The organism is Paramicrobacterium humi (assembly GCF_900105715.1).
Lineage (GTDB): Bacteria > Actinomycetota > Actinomycetes > Actinomycetales > Microbacteriaceae > Paramicrobacterium > Paramicrobacterium humi.
The window spans coordinates 1,552,414-1,568,577 of record NZ_FNRY01000001.1 but is presented as its reverse complement, the minus strand read 5'-3'; the positions used below and the strand labels follow the sequence as shown (position 1 = coordinate 1,568,577).

Here is a 16,164-nt window from a genome sequence, read left to right as displayed (position 1 = left end):
CATCGTATCGATGGCGCGCGTGCACGGAGGCGGGCTGCTAGGCGAACGTCGCGGCGAGCGCGGCGTCGAGGTCCGCGATGATGTCGTCCGGGTCCTCGAGCCCGATCGAGAACCGCAAGTGCCCGAGGCGTTTGAATTCCGCGGGATAGAACTGCACGCGCGGCCCCGCGTCCGCTCCCCCGGCGACGTGCACGATGAGCGACTCGTCGTGCCCGAGCGAGACAGCAGAGGTGATCAGCCGCAGATTCTGCACGAACCTGTCTTGCGTCGCCGCATCGCCGTCGACGGCGAACGCCATCATCGCGCCAAAGCCGGCACCGCCGAACTGGCGCGCCGCCAGTTCGTGCTGCGGGTGCGCCTCGAGCCCCGGGTACGCGACGTAGGCGACGCGCGGATGCTGCTCGAGAAACGCCGCGACGCGCATGGCCGAGTCGAGGTGCTGCCGCAGCCGGAGCGGCAGCGTCACGGAGCCGCGCATGATGAGCCACGCGTTGAAGGGTGAGATCACTCCTCCCACGTCGACCATTGCGTCGTCCTTGATGGTCTGGATAAGCTCACGTCGACCGATCACGGCGCCGCCCATCGCGTCGCCGTGTCCGTTGATGTACTTCGTGAGGGAGTGCACGACGAGGTCGGCGCCGTGCTCGAGGGGCCGGAAGAACGGCGGCGGCGTGAACGTGGAGTCGACGCTCAGCAGGGCCCCTGACTCGTGCGCGATCTTCGCGATGGCCGCGACGTCGGTGACCTTCGTCGTCGGGTTCCCGATCGCCTCGATGTGCACGAGCCGCGTGTTCGGTCGCATCGCGCGGCGCACGGCGTCGGGGTCGCTCGTGTCGACGAAGTCGGCGTCGATGCCGTACTTCTCAGGCAGCAGCTCGGTGAACAGCCGGTAGATCGCCTCGTACGTGACGTCGCCGACGACGACGTGGTCGCCGCTGCGCAACGTCGTGAAGAACACGCCGTGCAGGGCGGCGACGCCGCTCGCGAGCACGACCGCGTCGATGTCGTCCGCGCTCGATCCCTTCTCGAGGGCGGCGAGCTTTCTCTGCAGGCCGAGCTGATTGGTGCCCGAGTTGCGGGTGTACAGCGGCTCCTCGGTGCCCGACCAGCTCATGCTCGCGGGCTCGTCGGGCAGCGCGTACGAGTTCGCCATCACGATCGGCGTGCGGATGGCGCCCGAGGGTCCTCGCTCGTTCCCGGCGTGCACGGCCAAGCTCGTCGTGCGGAGTGTGTCGGGCTTGTGCTTGTCGACGCGTGCGCTCATGCGCTCAGGGTACGCTGGGCCGGGTGCCGCCGGTCGTCGCGTTACGGCTCGGCTACGCGCTGCGGCGCGCCCACCACTCGCGCAGCCGGCGTTCGACCTCGTCCTGGCCGAGAGCGCCCTCGTCGAGCCGCAGCTCGAGCAGCCACTTGTACGCTTGCCCGACCTCCGGCCCCGGGGGGATGCCGAGAACCTCCTGGATGCGGTTGCCGTCGAGTTCGGGCCGCACGGCGTCGAGCTGCTCCTGCTCGGCGAGTTCGGCGATGCGCTGCTCGAGGTCGTCGTAGGCGAACGCGAGCCGCTCCGCCTTGCGCCGGTTGCGCGTGGTGACGTCGGCGCGCGTGAGCATGTGCAGCCGTTCGAGCAGCGGACCGGCGTCGCGCACGTAGCGGCGCACGGCCGAGTCCGTCCAGGCTCCCTCGCTGTAGCCGAAGAAGCGCAAGTGGAGCTCGATGAGCCGCGCGACCGACTTGATCGTGTCGTTGTCGTAGCGCAGCTCCCGCAGCCGCTTCTTCGCGAGCTTCGCGCCGACGATGTCGTGGTGGTAGAAGCTCACCGCCCCGCCGGGCTCGAGCTTGCGCGTCGCCGGCTTCCCGACGTCGTGCAGCAGCGCGGCGAGGCGCAGTACGAGATCGGGTGCCTCGCCCGGGTGCCGTTCACGCTCGTAGTCGATGGCCTGCTCGAGCACCGTGAGCGAGTGCTCGTAGACGTCCTTGTGGTGGTGGTGCTCGTCGATCTCGAGCTGCAGGCCGGGGATCTCGGGCAGCACGATGTCGGCGACGCCTGTGTCGACGAGCAGTCGGATGCCGCCGGTCGGCGCTGCCGTGCACAGCAGCTTCGAGAGCTCGACCTGCACGCGCTCGGCGGAGACGATGCCGATGCTCTCCGCCATCGCTCGCATGGCGTCCTGCACGTCGTCCGCGACGTGGAAGCCGAGCTGGCTCGCGAAGCGCGCGGCGCGCATCATGCGCAGCGGGTCGTCGCCGAAGCTCGTCTCGGGGCTCGACGGTGTGCGCAGCGTGTGGTCGAGCAGGTCCTCGACGCCGCCGTACGGGTCGACGAGCCTGACCTCGGGAACGCGCAGCGCCATCGCGTTCACGGTGAAGTCGCGGCGCTTGAGGTCGTCCTCGAGGTTGTCGCCGAACGCGACGACCGGCTTGCGCGTCACGCCATCGTACGCGTCGGCCCGGTAGGTCGTGATCTCGACCGTGTCGGCGACGGCGTCCTCGCCCTCCCCCGCGACGACGCGGGCGCCGATCGTGCCGAACTCGCGCCCGATGTCCCAGTGCGCGGTCGAGAGGGGCGCGACGATGGCGAGGATCTCGTCGGGGCTCGCGTCGGTCGTGAAGTCGTAGTCGTGCACGGGCACTCCGAGCATGGCGTCTCGCACGGGACCGCCGACGAGCGAGAGCTCCTTGCCCGCATCGGCGAAGGCCGTCGAGACTCTCCGCACGATGGGTGAGCCGGCGAGGGACTGCAGTCGTTCGAGCGCCTCGGCCATTTTCACCATGCGCACAATCTTAACCGGCGGATGCCGCCCCCGGCCGCTCCCGTAGGGTTGAGCGGTGACCTCCTCCCCCACGACTCTTCAAGCGCTGCGCCGTCCCCGCCTTCTCACGACCGAGGTGCTCGCGGGCGCGGTGACGACGCTCGCGCTCATCCCCGAGGTCATCTCGTTCTCGATCATCGCCGGCGTGGACCCGAAGGTGAGCCTCATCGCCTCCGTCGTCCTGGCCGTCTCGATGTCGATCCTCGGCGGCCGCCCCGCCATGATCACCGCCGCGGCGGGAGCGGTCGCGCTCGTGGTCGCACCGCTCGTGCGCGAGCACGGGGCCGAGTACCTGCTGCCCACGGTCGTGCTTGCCGGCATCGTGCAGATCCTGTTCGGCGTCACGGGCCTCGCCCGGCTCATGCGCTTCATCCCCCGCTCGGTCATGATCGGCTTCGTGAACGCCCTCGGCATCCTGATCTTCACCGCCCAGCTGCCGCACGTGCTTGGCGTGCCGTGGCTCGTGTACCCGCTGTTCGCGCTCACGCTCCTCATCGTGCTCGGGCTGCCCCGCCTCACGACGGCGGTGCCCGCGCCGCTCGTCGCGATCGTGGTCGTCACGGCGATCACGATGATCGCGCACCTGCAGGTGCCAACGGTCGGCGACCAGGGCGCCGTCGCGGGCGGTCTGCCCGGCATCACGCCGCTGCTCGTTCCGCTGAATCTCGAGACGCTGCGCATCATCGGCCCGACCGCGCTCAGCGTCGCGTTCGTCGGACTCATGGAGACCCTGCTCACGGCGAAGCTCGTCGACGACATTACCGACACGCGCTCCCACAAGGGCAGGGAGTCGTGGGCGCTCGGCGTCGCGAACATCCTCGCGGGGTTCTGGGGCGGCATCGCCGGCTGCGCCATGATCGGCCAGACGGTTGTCAACGTCAAGCTCGGCCGGGCCCGCACGCGCATCTCGACGTTCGTCGCCGGCGTGCTCCTGCTCGCTCTCGTCACCGTGCTGAGCGATGTCATGGAGCAGATCCCCATGGTCGCTCTCGCCGCCGTCATGATGGTCGTCGCCGTCTCCACCGTCAACTTCCACAGCGTTCGCCCCGCCACGCTCAAGCGCATGCCGCTGTCGGAGACGGCCGTCATGGTCGTCACCGTCGGGGTCGTCGTCGCCACGAGCAACCTTGCCCTCGGCGTCGCGGCAGGCGTGCTGCTCGCCATCGTGCTGTTCGCGCGTCGCGTCGCGCACGTCGTCACCGTGGAGCGCAGCGCCGACGCGGAATCCGCCGTCTACACTGTGCGGGGTCCGCTGTTCTTCGGCAGCAGCAACGACCTCGTCGAGCAGTTCCGCTACGCCGACGACCCGCCGCTCGTGAGCGTCGATTTCTCGGCGGCGCAGATCTGGGACGCCTCCACCGTCGCCTCGCTCGACTCGGTGCAGACGAAATACGGCGATCACGGCGTGAACGTGCGCTTCACCGGCCTCGATGAGCGCTCGACCGCCTTCCATGGGCGGCTCACGGGAACCCTCGGCTGACGCGGGCGCCCTGTCAAGGCCTGTCCGCGCGGCAGGGCGCGCCGGTAGCGTCGCGGCATGAATGAGAAGAGAGCGGATGCCGCCGCCGGCAATCTGCCGGTTCCGGAGGAGACCGCGCAGCCGACACGGCTCAAGCGCCGCATCACCGGCCCCCTGTTGTACTTCTTCATCGTCGGCGATGTGCTCGGCGCCGGAATCTACGCCCTCATGGGCAGCCTCAGCGCCGAGGTCGGCGGCGCCCTGTGGGCGCCGCTCATCGTGGCGCTCCTGCTCGCGCTGCTCACGGCCGGCTCCTACGCCGAGCTCGTGACGAAGTACCCGAGGGCCGGCGGCGCCGCGGTGTACGCGAAGCGCGCCTACCCGTGGCCTGTCGTGTCGTTCCTCGTGGGCTTCAGCATGATCGCCGCCGGCGTGACGAGCGCCGCGGGACTCTCGCTCGCGTTCGCGGGCGACTACCTCGGCACCTTCGTCGAGCTGCCGCCGATTCCCGTCGCGATCGTGTTCCTCGCCCTCGTGGCGTGCCTCAACGCCCGCGGCATCTCGGAGTCGCTCAAGAGCAACACGGTGATGACGGTCATCGAGCTGAGCGGCCTCGTCATCGTCGTCGTCGTGGTGGCGATCATGGTCGGCCGCGGCGACGGCGGAGACTTCTCGCGCCTCGGCGAGTTCCCGGCCGAGACCGCGCCCGCCCTCGCGATCCTCGCCGCGGCGATCATTGCGTTCTACTCCTTCGTCGGCTTCGAGACCTCGGCGAACGTGGCGGAGGAGATCACGAATCCGTCCCGTGTGTATCCGCGCGCGCTGTTCGCCGCGCTCGGCACGGCCGGCGTCGTGTACGTCCTCGTCGGCGTCGCGAGCTCGATCACGCTGCCGGCATCCGAGCTGTCGAAGTCGTCGGGGCCGCTGCTCGAAGTGGTCAAGGCCACGCACGTGGCGCTGCCGCCGTGGCTGTTCAGCATCATCGCGCTCATCGCCGTCGCCAACGGCGCGCTGCTCACGATGATCATGGCGAGCCGCGTCACCTACGGCATGGCGGAGGAGGGCCTGCTGCCGTCCTTCCTCACCCCCGTGCTGAAGAACCGGCGCACGCCGTGGGCGGCGATCGTCGCGACGACTGTTCTGGCGATGCTGCTCACTCTCGTCGGCGACGTGTCGACGCTCGCCGAGACGGTCGTTCTGCTTCTGCTGTTCGTGTTCCTCAGCACGAACATCGCCGTCCTCGTGCTGCGCCGCGACCGCGTGGACCACAAGCACTTCCGCGTGTGGAGCTTCGTTCCGGTGCTCGGAGCGGCCTCGTGCATCCTCCTCATGACGCAGCAGAGCGGCCAGGTCTGGATCTACGGCCTCCTGCTCCTCGCGCTCGGCGTCGTGCTGCACGTCATCACGGTCTTGACGCGCAAGCGCCGCTCCCGCTAGCACCAGCGACCCGGCCCGTCTACCCCGTGGAGGCCCCCGCTCGCGGGACTTAGCCTCGCAAGACGTGAGAGAAGCGAAACGAGAAGGAGCACTCCGATGACCAGCGCAGACGCCCCGGAGCCGAATGACGGCGTTCCGGGTCGCACTCCTCGCAGTATCGACGCGTTCGAGGACCTGCCCGAGGACACCGACCTCACCGACCATGCCGACACGGCCATGATCGACGAGTTCGCCCAGGATGCCGAGGGCGACCCCGACATCGTCGCCGACGACCCCGCCGACGACGAGGACCGCCGCGCTCAGACGGCGGAGGGCGCGCTCAGCCCCGGCAGCACGGCGACCGGCGCGCCGACGAGCACCGACGACGACGGCGCTCTGCGCGAGAACCCCCTCGGCGGCTGATCGCGTCGCGGCCGCTCAGCCCTCGTCGGGGAAGACGCGCTTGTAGGAGCGCCCGTCGGGAAGCGTGACGTTCTCGGCGCGCAGCTGTCCGCGCGAGACGCGCAAGTACACGGCCTGCGGGCTGATGCCGAGCGACGCGGCGGCCTCGGCGACCGACAGCCCCGGCAGGTCGGTCGGCTTGCTGCTCGGCCGCTTCGAGCGCGGGCGGCGCAGCCTCGGCCGCGTCGGCATCGAGCAGGCGCTGCAGCAGCTCACGGGTGTCATCGCGCAAGAAGGCCATGCCCCCATCGTACGAAGGCCGTGGGCGGGGCGTGCGAACATGGTCTGGTGTCTGCCGAGCCTCTTCCCGCCATCGACCTCGGCGCGGTCGAAGCCTACGTCGGCGCGGCGACCTACGAGCGGGCGGCGCGCTATGCCGCCGGCGGCGCCGTCTCCGAGCTGCGCTGGAACTCTGCAGCGCGCACGCTCTCGGCGCACGTGCTCGGCAACTCGGCGGCGCCCTACCGCTGCCGCGTCGACCTCAAGCCCGCGCGCGAAGGACTGCGTCCGAGCTTCACGGCGTGCAGCTGCCCCGTGCAGGCCCGCTGCAAGCACGTCGCCGCCGCGCTCATCAGCTGCGACGCCGCCTCGCGCACCCGGCCGGCTCCCGAGCCCGACGCGCCGGCGTGGAAGACCGCGATCGCGGCGCTCGCGCCCGAGCCGCAGCCGACGGGTGAGCGCTCGGCACTCGCGCTCGGCTTCGAGCTTCGCCGCGCCCGGCCGAGCGCCCGCATGGGCGGCGGCGCGGCGGCGACGCCCGCGGACCTCGCCGACGCGCCCGCCGTGCGCCTCGGCATCCGCCCGCTCATGCGCGGCAAGAAGGACAACTGGATAAAGGGCTCGATCACGTGGCGCACCCTCTCGCACCAGATCAACCGGCTGAGCCTCGAACCCGGGCAGCTGCTGTGGTTCACGCAGCTGCTCGGCCTGCACGACGCCACCCGCGAGCGCTACCTCACCGGTGAAGCGGACACGCTCGCGCTCGACGGCTTCCGCAGCCCGCTGCTGTGGACGCTCCTGCGGGAGGCCGAGCAGCGCGGCGTCGCCCTCGTCGGCATCAATCGGGGGATGAGCGTCGAGCTCGCCGGGTCGGCGAGCGTGCGACTCGACGCGCATGCCGAGGGACGCGACCTCACGCTCGCGCCGATCGTCTCGATCGACGGGATGAGCGTCGACGCGGCGCGCACGGCGCCCATCGGCGAGCACGGCGTGTACAGCTACAGCCTCGACCACGGCATCCGGCTCACCCTCGCCCCGGGCGAGGAGCCGCTCACGGGCGAGCGTCGGCGACTGCTCGAGCACCCGGAGCCGCTGCGCGTGCCCGCCGACGACGTGCCCGAGTTCCTGCGCGACTACTACCCGCGACTGCGCTCGGCGCTCACCGTCGAGAGCGCCGACGGGTCGGTCGATCTGCCCGAGGTGGCTCCGCCGACGCTCGTCGCGCACGTGCGGTTCGGCCGGCGCACGCAGCTGAGCGTACGACACGAGTGGGAGTACCACGACCCGAACCGGCGCGTGCCCTTCGAGGCGCGCCCCGGAGAGCGCCGCGACGCCGACGCCGAGCGCGAGGTGCGAGCGCGGCTGCGCGAGCTGTGGCCGGACGCGCCCGAGGCGGACGCCCTCGAACTGCGCGACGTCGACGCCGCGGAGTTCACCGAGCACGTGCTTCCCGCACTCGAGGCGGCAGAGGGCGTGCGCGTCGAGGTGACGGGAAGCAGACCGGAGTACCGCGAGCTCACCGAGTCGCCGCACGTGACGATAACGACCGTCGAAAGCGAGCACAACGACTGGTTCAACCTCGGCTTCATCATCACGATCGAAGGCAGGGAGATCCCGTTCGTCGACCTGTTCACGGCGCTCGCGCGCGGCAAGAAGAAGCTCATGCTCATCGACCGCAGCTACTTCTCGCTCGACCATCCCGCGTTCGACCGGCTGCGCGAGCTGCTCGACGAGGCCGACGCGCTTGAGGAGTGGGAGCCCGACCAGCCGCGGCTGAGCCGCTACCAGGCGAGCCTGTGGGCCGAGTTCGAGGACCTCGCCGACGAGACCGTCGAGGCCGTCGGCTGGCGCGAGTCGGTGTCGGCCCTCGCGGGGCTCACGCAGATCGAGCCCGTCGCGCCGCCCGCGAGCGTGCGCGCGACGCTTCGCCCCTACCAGCAGGAGGGCTTCACGTGGCTCGCGTTCCTCTGGCGGCACGGGCTCGGCGGCATCCTCGCCGATGACATGGGGCTCGGCAAGACGCTGCAGACCCTCACGCTCATCGCCCACGCGCACGAGAGCGGGCAGCGGCATCCGTTCCTCGTCGTCGCCCCGACCTCGGTCGTGTCGACCTGGCAGAGCGAAGCCGAGCGTTTCACACCCCAGCTGCGCACGCGCGTCGTGGCCGAGACCGCCGGCAAGCGCGGCTCGACCCTTGCGGACGCCGTCGCGGGCGCCGACATCGTCATCACCTCGTACGCGGTCATGCGACTGGATGCCGCCGACTACCGCGCACAGGAGTGGGGCGGGCTCATCCTCGACGAGGCCCAGTTCGTGAAGAACCGGGCCTCGAAGGCGCACAAGGCGGCGAAGGACATTCCCGCGCCGTTCCGGCTCGCGATCACGGGAACGCCGCTCGAGAACTCGCTCATGGACCTGTGGTCGCTGTGCTCGCTCACCGCGCCGGGCCTGTTCCCGTCGGCGCGGCGGTTCACCGAGGAGTACGTGAAGCCGATCGAGCACGGCACGGCGCCCGAGCGCATCGAACGGCTGCGCAAGCGCGTGCGCCCGTTCATGATGCGGCGCACGAAAGAGCTCGTCGCGACCGAGCTTCCGCCGAAGCAGGAGCAGGTGCTGCACGTCGAGCTCGCTCCCGCCCACCGGGAACTGTACGACGCCGTGCTGCAGCGGGAGCGGAAGAAGCTGCTCGGGCTCATCGAGAACCTCGACCGCAATCGCTTCATCGTGTTCCGCTCCCTCACGCTCCTGCGCATGCTCGCGCTCGACCCCTCGCTCGTCGACCCCGCGAACGTCGGGGTTCCCGCGTCGAAGCTCGACGTGCTGTTCGAGCAGCTCGACGACGTGATCGCCGAAGGTCACCGCACGCTCGTGTTCAGCCAGTTCACCTCGTTCCTGCGCAAGGCGGCCGAGAGGCTCGACGCGAGCGGCATCCGATATTCCTATCTCGACGGCTCGACGACAAGGCGCGGCGAGGTCATCGAGGGCTTCCGCTCGGGCGACGCTCCCGTGTTCCTCATCAGCCTCAAGGCGGGCGGCTTCGGGCTCACGCTCACCGAGGCGGACTACGTGTTCATGCTCGACCCGTGGTGGAACCCCGCGACCGAAGAGCAGGCCATCGACCGCACGCACCGCATCGGGCAGACGAAGAACGTCATGGTCTACCGGCTCGTCGCCGACGGCACGATCGAGGAGAAGGTCATGGAGCTCAAGCGCAAGAAGTCGTCGCTGTTCCAGGCCGTGATGGACGACGACTCGGCATTCAGCCAGGCGCTCAGCGCCGACGACATCCGCGGCCTGCTCGAGGGCTGAACCGCCCGCAACCCCTACCGTGCCGGCGACGGCCGTGCCTACACTCGGAGCACCGACCGGGGAAGGGGCGCCATGACCACCGTCGCAGAGAACATCGTCGACACCTTGCGGGCGAGCGGGGTGAAGCGGGTCTACGGGATTCCGGGAGACTCCCTCAACGGCTTCACCGACGCGCTGCGCACGCGCGCCGACATCGACTGGGTGCAGGTGCGGCACGAGGAGTCCGCGGCGTTCGCGGCGTCCGCCGAGGCGGCGCTCACGGGCGAGCTCGCGGTGTGCGCGGGAAGCTGCGGCCCCGGCAACCTGCACCTCATCAACGGCCTGTTCGACGCGCAGCGCTCTCGCGTGCCGGTGCTCGCGATCGCGGCGCAGATCCCGAGCGAGGAGATCGGCAGCGGCTACTTCCAGGAGACCCACCCGCAGGAGCTGTTCCGCGAGTGCAGCGTGTACGTCGAGCTCGTCTCGAGCGTCGACCAGATGCCGCGCATCCTGCACATCGCCATGCGCGCGGCCGTCGAGAAGAGGGGCGTCGCCGTGATCGTGCTGCCGGGCGATGTCGGGCTCGCGGAGGCCGCGAACGAGCTCGTGGTGCCCGTGACAGCGACCCAGTCCACCGTCACCCCGAGCGTCGAGGAGCTCGACAAGGCGGCGCGGCTGCTCAACGCCGCTTCGAAGGTCACGATCCTCGCCGGCGCCGGCGTGCAGGGCGCGCACGCCGAGGTCATGGACCTCGCGCACGCGCTGAAGGCGCCGATCGTGCACGCTCTGCGCGGCAAGGAGTTCATCGAGTACGACAACCCGTACGACGTGGGCATGACGGGGCTTCTCGGCTTCGCCTCGGGCTACCGCGCCATGGAGGCGTGCGACACGCTGCTCATGCTCGGCACCGATTTCCCCTACCAGCAGTTCTATCCCGACGACACGACGATCATCCAGGTCGACATCCGCGGCGAGAACCTCGGCCGGCGCACTCCGCTCGACCTCGGCCTCGTCGGCGGCGTACGCGAGACCGCCGCGGCCCTGCTGCCGCGACTTGCGACGAACAAGAGCGACAAGCACGTGAATTCCTCCCGGAAGAACTACGAGAAGACCCGCAAGAAGCTCGACGATCTCGCGACGCCGCGGCGCGGAAAGCAGCCGCTGCACCCGCAGTTCGTCGCGCGCGCCATCGACGAGGTCGCCAGCGACGACGCCGTGTTCATCCCAGACGTCGGATCGCCCGTCGTCTGGGCCTGCCGCTACCTCACGATGAACGGGAAGCGACGCATGATCGGCTCGTTCACCCACGGTTCGATGGCGAACGCGCTGCCGCAGGGCATCGGCGCGCAAGCCTCGTTCCCCGGGCGGCAGATCATCGGGCTGTCGGGCGACGGCGGTCTGACGATGCTCATGGGCGACCTCATCACGCTCACGCAGAACAAGCTGCCCGTGAAGCTCGTCGTGTTCAACAACTCGTCGCTCAACTTCGTCGAACTCGAGATGAAGGCGGCCGGCATCCTGACGTACGGGACGGGGCTTGAGAACCCGAACTTCGCCGACGTGGCGAACGCGATGGGGATCCGCGGGTTCCGGGTCGAGCGGTCCGCCGACCTCAAGGGCGCGCTGCGTGAGGCGCTCGCGCACGACGGCCCGGCACTCGTGGACGTGGTGACGGAGCGGCAGGAGCTGTCGATGCCGCCGGCGATCACGGCGCAGCAGGTGGGTGGTTTCGCGCTGTACGCGATCCGCACCGTGATGTCCGGGCGAGGGGACGAACTCATCGATCTCGCTCGGGCGAACGCGCGCCAGGTGCTCTGACCGCGGTCTGCCGACGGGGGTCTTGTGAACCGCGGCCGTCTGGTTCATCCTTGATGCCAGCGGAGGGTTGCGCATGGACAAGAGATACGTGCTGTCGGATTCCGAGATCGTCGAACTCGTCCCCGGTCGCGGAACCGCGGCAGCGACTGACGAGATCACGGTGGCGGGCCGCGCCGTCGGCTACATGTACCGCGAGGACCCCGAGGACGACTCCGACAGCGGCTGGCGATTCCTCGCCGGCGACGAGACGCAGGAGTACCTCGACGACGAGCGGCACGTCGACGTCTTCGACGTGAACATGATCGCGAACATGGACCAGGCGATCATCCCCTATCTCGATGCCGAGCCCGGCACCCACCTGGTTCGCGACGAGGAATCGGACGACTTCGACGAGATCGACCCCGACGCCGAGGACGACGAGCTCTACGACGCTGACGATGGCCTCGACGAGGAGTGGGAAGAGTTCGACGACGATGCGATCGACAGCGCCGACGACCTGCGGGACGACGACCGGCTCTGAGCGGCGTTTGTGAAATTCCTCGACGAATGATGGAATAGTCGGCCGGCCCCCGCGGTTATCCTCTCCACTTCCGCGATTGCCCCTCCCCTCTTTTTCCCGCCGATGACGGCGGCGCACACCGACGAACGGACGCCCGTGACCGAGCACGCCCCCTCCCCGACTTTTGATTCCAGATCCGCCGTCGCGCCGCACGCCATGCGCGTGATCTGGCTGCTCCTCGCGGCAGCGTTCGTCGTGATCCTCAACGAGACGATCATGAGCGTCGCCCTGAGTGAGCTCATGCACGACCTCGACATCACCGCTCGCCTTGCGCAGTGGCTGACGACAGCCTTCATGCTGACGATGGCCGTGGTGATCCCGATCACGGGGTTCCTGCTGCAGCGTTACACGACCCGTCAGGTCTTCATCACCGCGATGTCGCTGTTCTCGCTCGGCACCCTGCTCGCCGCGTGCGCGCCCGGATTCTGGATGCTGCTCGGAGCACGCATCGTGCAGGCCTCCGGAACGGCGATCATGATGCCGCTGCTCATGACGACGCTCATGACCCTCGTGCCGCCTGCGGCGCGGGGAAAGACCATGGGGAACGTGGCCATCGTCATGTCCGTCGCCCCCGCGGTCGGCCCCGCCGTCTCCGGGCTCATCCTCGATCAGCTCAGCTGGCGCTGGATGTTCATCATCGTGCTGCCCATCGCCTTGGCGATGCTCGGAGTCGGCATCCGATTCGTCACGAATGTCAACGAGCCACGGAAGCTGCCGATCAATGTGTCTTCGATCGCGCTGTCCGCGATCGGGTTCGGCGGACTCGTCTACGGGTTGAGCAACATCGGCAGCGGCGACGGCGACAACCCGCAGGGGACCCCGCTCACGGCGTGGGTCGCGATCGGCGTCGGCGTCCTCACTCTCGTGTTCTTCGTCCTGCTGCAGAAGCGCCTCGAGAAGAAGGATGATGCCCTCCTGGATCTGCGCACCTTCACATCGGGCAACTTCTCGGTCTCCGTCGCGATGATGGTCGTCGCGATGATGGGCCTGTTCGGCACGATCGTGCTCCTGCCGATCTACCTGCAGCAGGGCCTCGGCATGGACCCGCTCCTGATCGGCCTTCTCGTTCTTCCCGGTGGGCTTCTCATGGGCGTCATGGGACCTGTCGTCGGCCGCTTATACGACCAGGTCGGCACGCGTCCGCTGCTCATCCCGGGGACGGTGATCGTCGCGGCCGTCTTGTGGACTCTCGCCACCGTTGTCTCCTCGGAGACCTCCCCGTTCCTGATCCTCGGCGCGCACATCGTCATGAGCCTCGGTCTGTCGCTGCTGTTCACGCCGCTGTTCACGTCGAGCATGGGCTCGGTCAGGCCGCAGCTCTACTCGCATGCGAGCGCGATCGTCGGCACGGTTCAGCAGGTTGCCGGTGCGGCGGGGACGGCGCTGTTCGTGACGGTCATGGCGACCGTTTCGACCGGCCTCGTTGCATCAGGCGCCGCGGAGGTGCCCGCTCTCGCCGGCGGCGTGCGCGCGGCGTTCCTCGTCGGGGCGATCGTGTTCTCGCTCTCGATCATCGCCGCGATCTTCGTCCGCAAGCCCGCCGATGATCTCGATGCTGACGCGCACGACGCGGCCGATCCGGTAGCCGTCGGCGCGCTCTGAGCCCGGCGCCTACCGCTCGGCGACGGGCGTCTGCGTGTACAGCGCGAGTCGCCACTCGCCGCGGACGCGGACGTAGCTGCTCGTCATGAGCGCGACGAACTCCGGTTCGGATCCTCGATGTGCGGCGCCCGTGTACTTGAGCACGACGACGTCGTCGCTCACCTGCACGAATCGTTCATCGCTAATGTCGAACGAGTCCCAGGGCGGCGCGTCACGCAGGGACGCGATGGCTCCCTCGCGGTCCAGTGCGAAGCCGCCTGCAAGGACCATGAGACCGTCGAGGACCATCGCGCGTTCATAGAACTCGGCGCCCATGCCGTTGCAGAGCGACTGCCATCCCGCGCGTTCCAAGGCGAGCAGCTCCTCGCGCTCAGCGTCGGCAACCATCCCGTCACGATAGCAACCGGGATGGTTGCCGTCGAGGACTCAGAGCTGCGGGTGAGGCTGGCGCTGCCGGATCGTGCTGCGCTCCCGCTCAAGCACGGTGCCTGCCTCCCACTGGGCCGCCACGGCCCGCGACAGTCTCGCGGCGTCTCGAGCGCAGCACGGGCAGCACCAGGAGAGCCCCTGGACGACCGCCGCCTCGTATGCGCGCATACCAAGCTCGGCGTTTTCGACGACCACCGCCGTCGTGGTCAGCTGACCTGACGCAACCCCGAAGAATCCGCGCGAGCACACGCAGGTCCAGTCATCGCTCGCCGTCGTGTCGCTGCACGATCCCAGGTCGATGACGAGCTCTCCGGGAACCGCATGCATGAAGTCGTCGGGCTTGAGGCCCTGCAGCTCGGTTGTGGCGACGAGTATTTTCATGATCTTCTCCCCTGATGGTGGATGGAAGATCCGGCACAAACCGAGAGTAGGCCCGGCCTCCGACACTGCTCAGTTCGAGCGGTGCTGGTAAGTCTCGATCACCCGGCTGTCGTCGCGAGCGCCGAGACCAGCGTCCGCGGCAAGACGGTAGCGTTCCTTGGCCGCGTCGAGCAGCGGCACCTCAGCTCCCGTGGCCGCAGCAGCGTCGGCGACGAGTCCGCTGTCTTTCACGAAGATGCCGATCGTGCTCATGACGGGCGCGTCGGTGCCCATGAGCATGCGCGGACCACGATCCGACAGCATCCATGACCCGGCGGCTCCGTCCTTGACGAGGTCGAGCACTTCGCCCTTGTCGAGGCCGAGCGACTCGGCGAGGTTGAGCGCCTCCGCGGCGGCCGCGATGTGGACGGCGGCGAGGTGCTGGTTGACCACCTTGATGCCCTGACCGTCGCCGAGGTTCGCGCCGACGACGCGGGCGGTGCCGAGCGCGTCGAGCGCGGGCCGCGCGGCGGCGATCGCGTCGGAATCTCCGGAGACGAAGATGACGAGCTCTCCGGTCTTGGCGCGGGCGACCCCACCGGTCACGGGGGCGTCGACGACGCGGGCGCCGCGAGCGATGAGCTGCTCGCCCTGTTCGCGCACCGATGCCGGCCCGACGGTGGACATGATGACCCAGGTCTGCCCGCTGACGCCCTCGCCGGCTTGGGAGACGAGGGTCTCGAGGTGCTCGGGCGTCGCGACCATCACGACGACGGTCTCCGCGCCCGGCGCGTCGGCGATGCTCTCGACCGCGTCGATGCCCGACTCGACGGCACGCTCGCGAGCTCCCGCGAACGGGTCGACGCCGGTGACTGTATGTCCCGACTTCGAGAGCTGAACGGCCATCGGAAGTCCGATGGCGCCGATTCCGACGAAGGTGACGTTGCTCATATGGCTGCTTTCTGTTGGGCCGCCGGGGAGGCGACGAGGGTGAATACGTCGAAGTGCTTGCGCATCGCTCGGCGAGCGGCATCCGCGTCCCGGTTCTCGAGCGCGTCGATGATGTCGCGATGCACCGTGTCGGTGCGGAGGGCGCCGTCGGGGTCTCGCTCGGCGGCGAGGCGCGCAAGGGCACGACGGCCCTGCACGTTCTCAGAGAGGACATGGGTGAGCCCACCACCCAGCATGTTGAAGATCGGGTTGTCCACGATCGCGTACAGGCGGTTGTGGAAGGCGAGGTCGGCCGCGGCGGCCCCCTCGTCGTCAGCGTCCTCGGTGCGAGCGATGATCTCGTCGACGAGCGCGTGCAGAACCGCGATGTCGTCGTCGGTGACAAGAGGCGCCGCTGCGGCGGCGACGGTCTCCTCGATCATCTCGCGGGCCTGCGTGAACTCCTGATCGTCGAGATAGCCCAGATGTCGCATGAGCGTGAACGACGTCCGCACGAACGCCGCATCGGGAGCGTCGAGGTAGCTGCCGTGGCCTTGACGGCGGTGCAGCACGCCAAGGTTCTCCAGCATCGCGAGCTGTTCGCGAAGAGCGCCGCGGCTGATGTCGAGCCTGGCGCACAATTCGCGCTCGGGCGGGAGCCGACGCGAACCGGTCTCGTCGGGACTCGAGAGCTCGAGGAGGCTGTGCACGAGAGACTCGAGGCGCGCCGTCATGTCGCTCCCTTCACAAGCGAATGATTGGTCTAACCAATCTTGTGCTCTCGACGATAAGCCCTGATAATGGAGACGTCA

Annotated in this window: 14 protein-coding genes; 7 read left to right on the top strand and 7 right to left on the bottom strand. The window is 69.1% G+C overall.

Features of this window, described 5'->3' with window-relative positions; genetic code table 11:
* Positions 1-37 precede the first annotated feature (37 nt).
* Both BLV49_RS07835 and BLV49_RS07830 read right to left on the bottom strand, forming a co-directional pair.
* On the bottom strand, positions 38-1,264 hold the full coding sequence (locus tag BLV49_RS07835) for a trans-sulfuration enzyme family protein (protein ID WP_091182333.1): 1,227 nt from the start codon (positions 1,262-1,264) through the stop codon (positions 38-40).
* Positions 1,265-1,316: 52 nt separating this feature from the next.
* A complete protein-coding gene (locus BLV49_RS07830) occupies positions 1,317-2,771 on the bottom strand; it encodes a CCA tRNA nucleotidyltransferase (RefSeq protein WP_091182331.1) in 1,455 nt (484 codons plus the stop codon).
* 55 nt (positions 2,772-2,826) lie between these two features.
* Here BLV49_RS07830 and BLV49_RS07825 point away from each other — a divergent pair, with 55 nt between their 5' ends.
* The 3 genes from BLV49_RS07825 to BLV49_RS07815 all read left to right on the top strand — a co-directional run bounded on the left by BLV49_RS07825 (position 2,827) and on the right by BLV49_RS07815 (position 6,108).
* Positions 2,827-4,290 (top strand): SulP family inorganic anion transporter, encoded by a 1,464-nt coding sequence (locus tag BLV49_RS07825; RefSeq protein WP_091182329.1) that lies wholly within the window; start codon positions 2,827-2,829, stop codon positions 4,288-4,290.
* Positions 4,291-4,347: 57 nt separating this feature from the next.
* Positions 4,348-5,706: an APC family permease gene (locus BLV49_RS07820; RefSeq protein WP_091182328.1), complete on the top strand. Its 1,359-nt coding sequence runs from the start codon at positions 4,348-4,350 to the stop codon at positions 5,704-5,706.
* A 96-nt stretch (positions 5,707-5,802) separates the two neighbouring features.
* Complete coding sequence (locus BLV49_RS07815; protein WP_091182326.1) at positions 5,803-6,108, top strand: hypothetical protein; 306 nt, start codon at positions 5,803-5,805, stop codon at positions 6,106-6,108.
* 15 nt (positions 6,109-6,123) lie between these two features.
* On the opposite strand, the gene BLV49_RS07810 is transcribed toward BLV49_RS07815, so the two are convergent.
* The gene (locus BLV49_RS07810; protein WP_143033996.1) at positions 6,124-6,372 is read right to left on the bottom strand and encodes a hypothetical protein; all 249 of its coding nucleotides are present in this window, start codon (positions 6,370-6,372) and stop codon (positions 6,124-6,126) included.
* A 63-nt stretch (positions 6,373-6,435) separates the two neighbouring features.
* On the opposite strand from BLV49_RS07810, the gene BLV49_RS07805 reads away from it, so the two are divergent.
* The 4 genes from BLV49_RS07805 (at position 6,436) to BLV49_RS07790 (ending at position 13,633) form a co-directional block, all read left to right on the top strand.
* Positions 6,436-9,675: a DEAD/DEAH box helicase gene (locus tag BLV49_RS07805; RefSeq protein WP_245723580.1), complete on the top strand. Its 3,240-nt coding sequence runs from the start codon at positions 6,436-6,438 to the stop codon at positions 9,673-9,675.
* Between the two features lie 72 nt (positions 9,676-9,747).
* Positions 9,748-11,472, top strand: a complete 1,725-nt coding sequence (poxB, locus tag BLV49_RS07800) for a ubiquinone-dependent pyruvate dehydrogenase (protein ID WP_091182322.1) — start codon at positions 9,748-9,750, stop codon at positions 11,470-11,472.
* A 73-nt stretch (positions 11,473-11,545) separates the two neighbouring features.
* Positions 11,546-11,992, top strand: coding sequence for a DUF2185 domain-containing protein (locus BLV49_RS07795; RefSeq protein ID WP_091182320.1), 447 nt, complete (start codon positions 11,546-11,548; stop codon positions 11,990-11,992).
* 102 nt (positions 11,993-12,094) lie between these two features.
* The gene (locus BLV49_RS07790) at positions 12,095-13,633 is read left to right on the top strand and encodes an MDR family MFS transporter (RefSeq protein WP_091182317.1); all 1,539 of its coding nucleotides are present in this window, start codon (positions 12,095-12,097) and stop codon (positions 13,631-13,633) included.
* Positions 13,634-13,642: 9 nt separating this feature from the next.
* Here the strand turns inward: BLV49_RS07790 and BLV49_RS07785 are convergent, their stop codons facing one another.
* The 4 genes from BLV49_RS07785 to BLV49_RS07770 form a co-directional block, all read right to left on the bottom strand.
* The gene (locus BLV49_RS07785; RefSeq protein ID WP_091182313.1) at positions 13,643-14,020 is read right to left on the bottom strand and encodes a DUF4440 domain-containing protein; all 378 of its coding nucleotides are present in this window, start codon (positions 14,018-14,020) and stop codon (positions 13,643-13,645) included.
* A gap of 39 nt (positions 14,021-14,059) precedes the next feature.
* Complete coding sequence (locus BLV49_RS07780) at positions 14,060-14,443, bottom strand: DUF7715 family protein (RefSeq protein WP_091182309.1); 384 nt, start codon at positions 14,441-14,443, stop codon at positions 14,060-14,062.
* 69 nt (positions 14,444-14,512) lie between these two features.
* Positions 14,513-15,373, bottom strand: a complete 861-nt coding sequence (locus tag BLV49_RS07775; RefSeq protein ID WP_091182306.1) for an NAD(P)-dependent oxidoreductase — start codon at positions 15,371-15,373, stop codon at positions 14,513-14,515.
* Positions 15,370-16,086, bottom strand: a complete 717-nt coding sequence (locus BLV49_RS07770) for a FadR/GntR family transcriptional regulator (protein WP_091182304.1) — start codon at positions 16,084-16,086, stop codon at positions 15,370-15,372. The genes BLV49_RS07775 and BLV49_RS07770 overlap by 4 nt, the downstream gene beginning before the upstream one ends.
* Between the last annotated feature and the right edge of the window lie 78 nt (positions 16,087-16,164).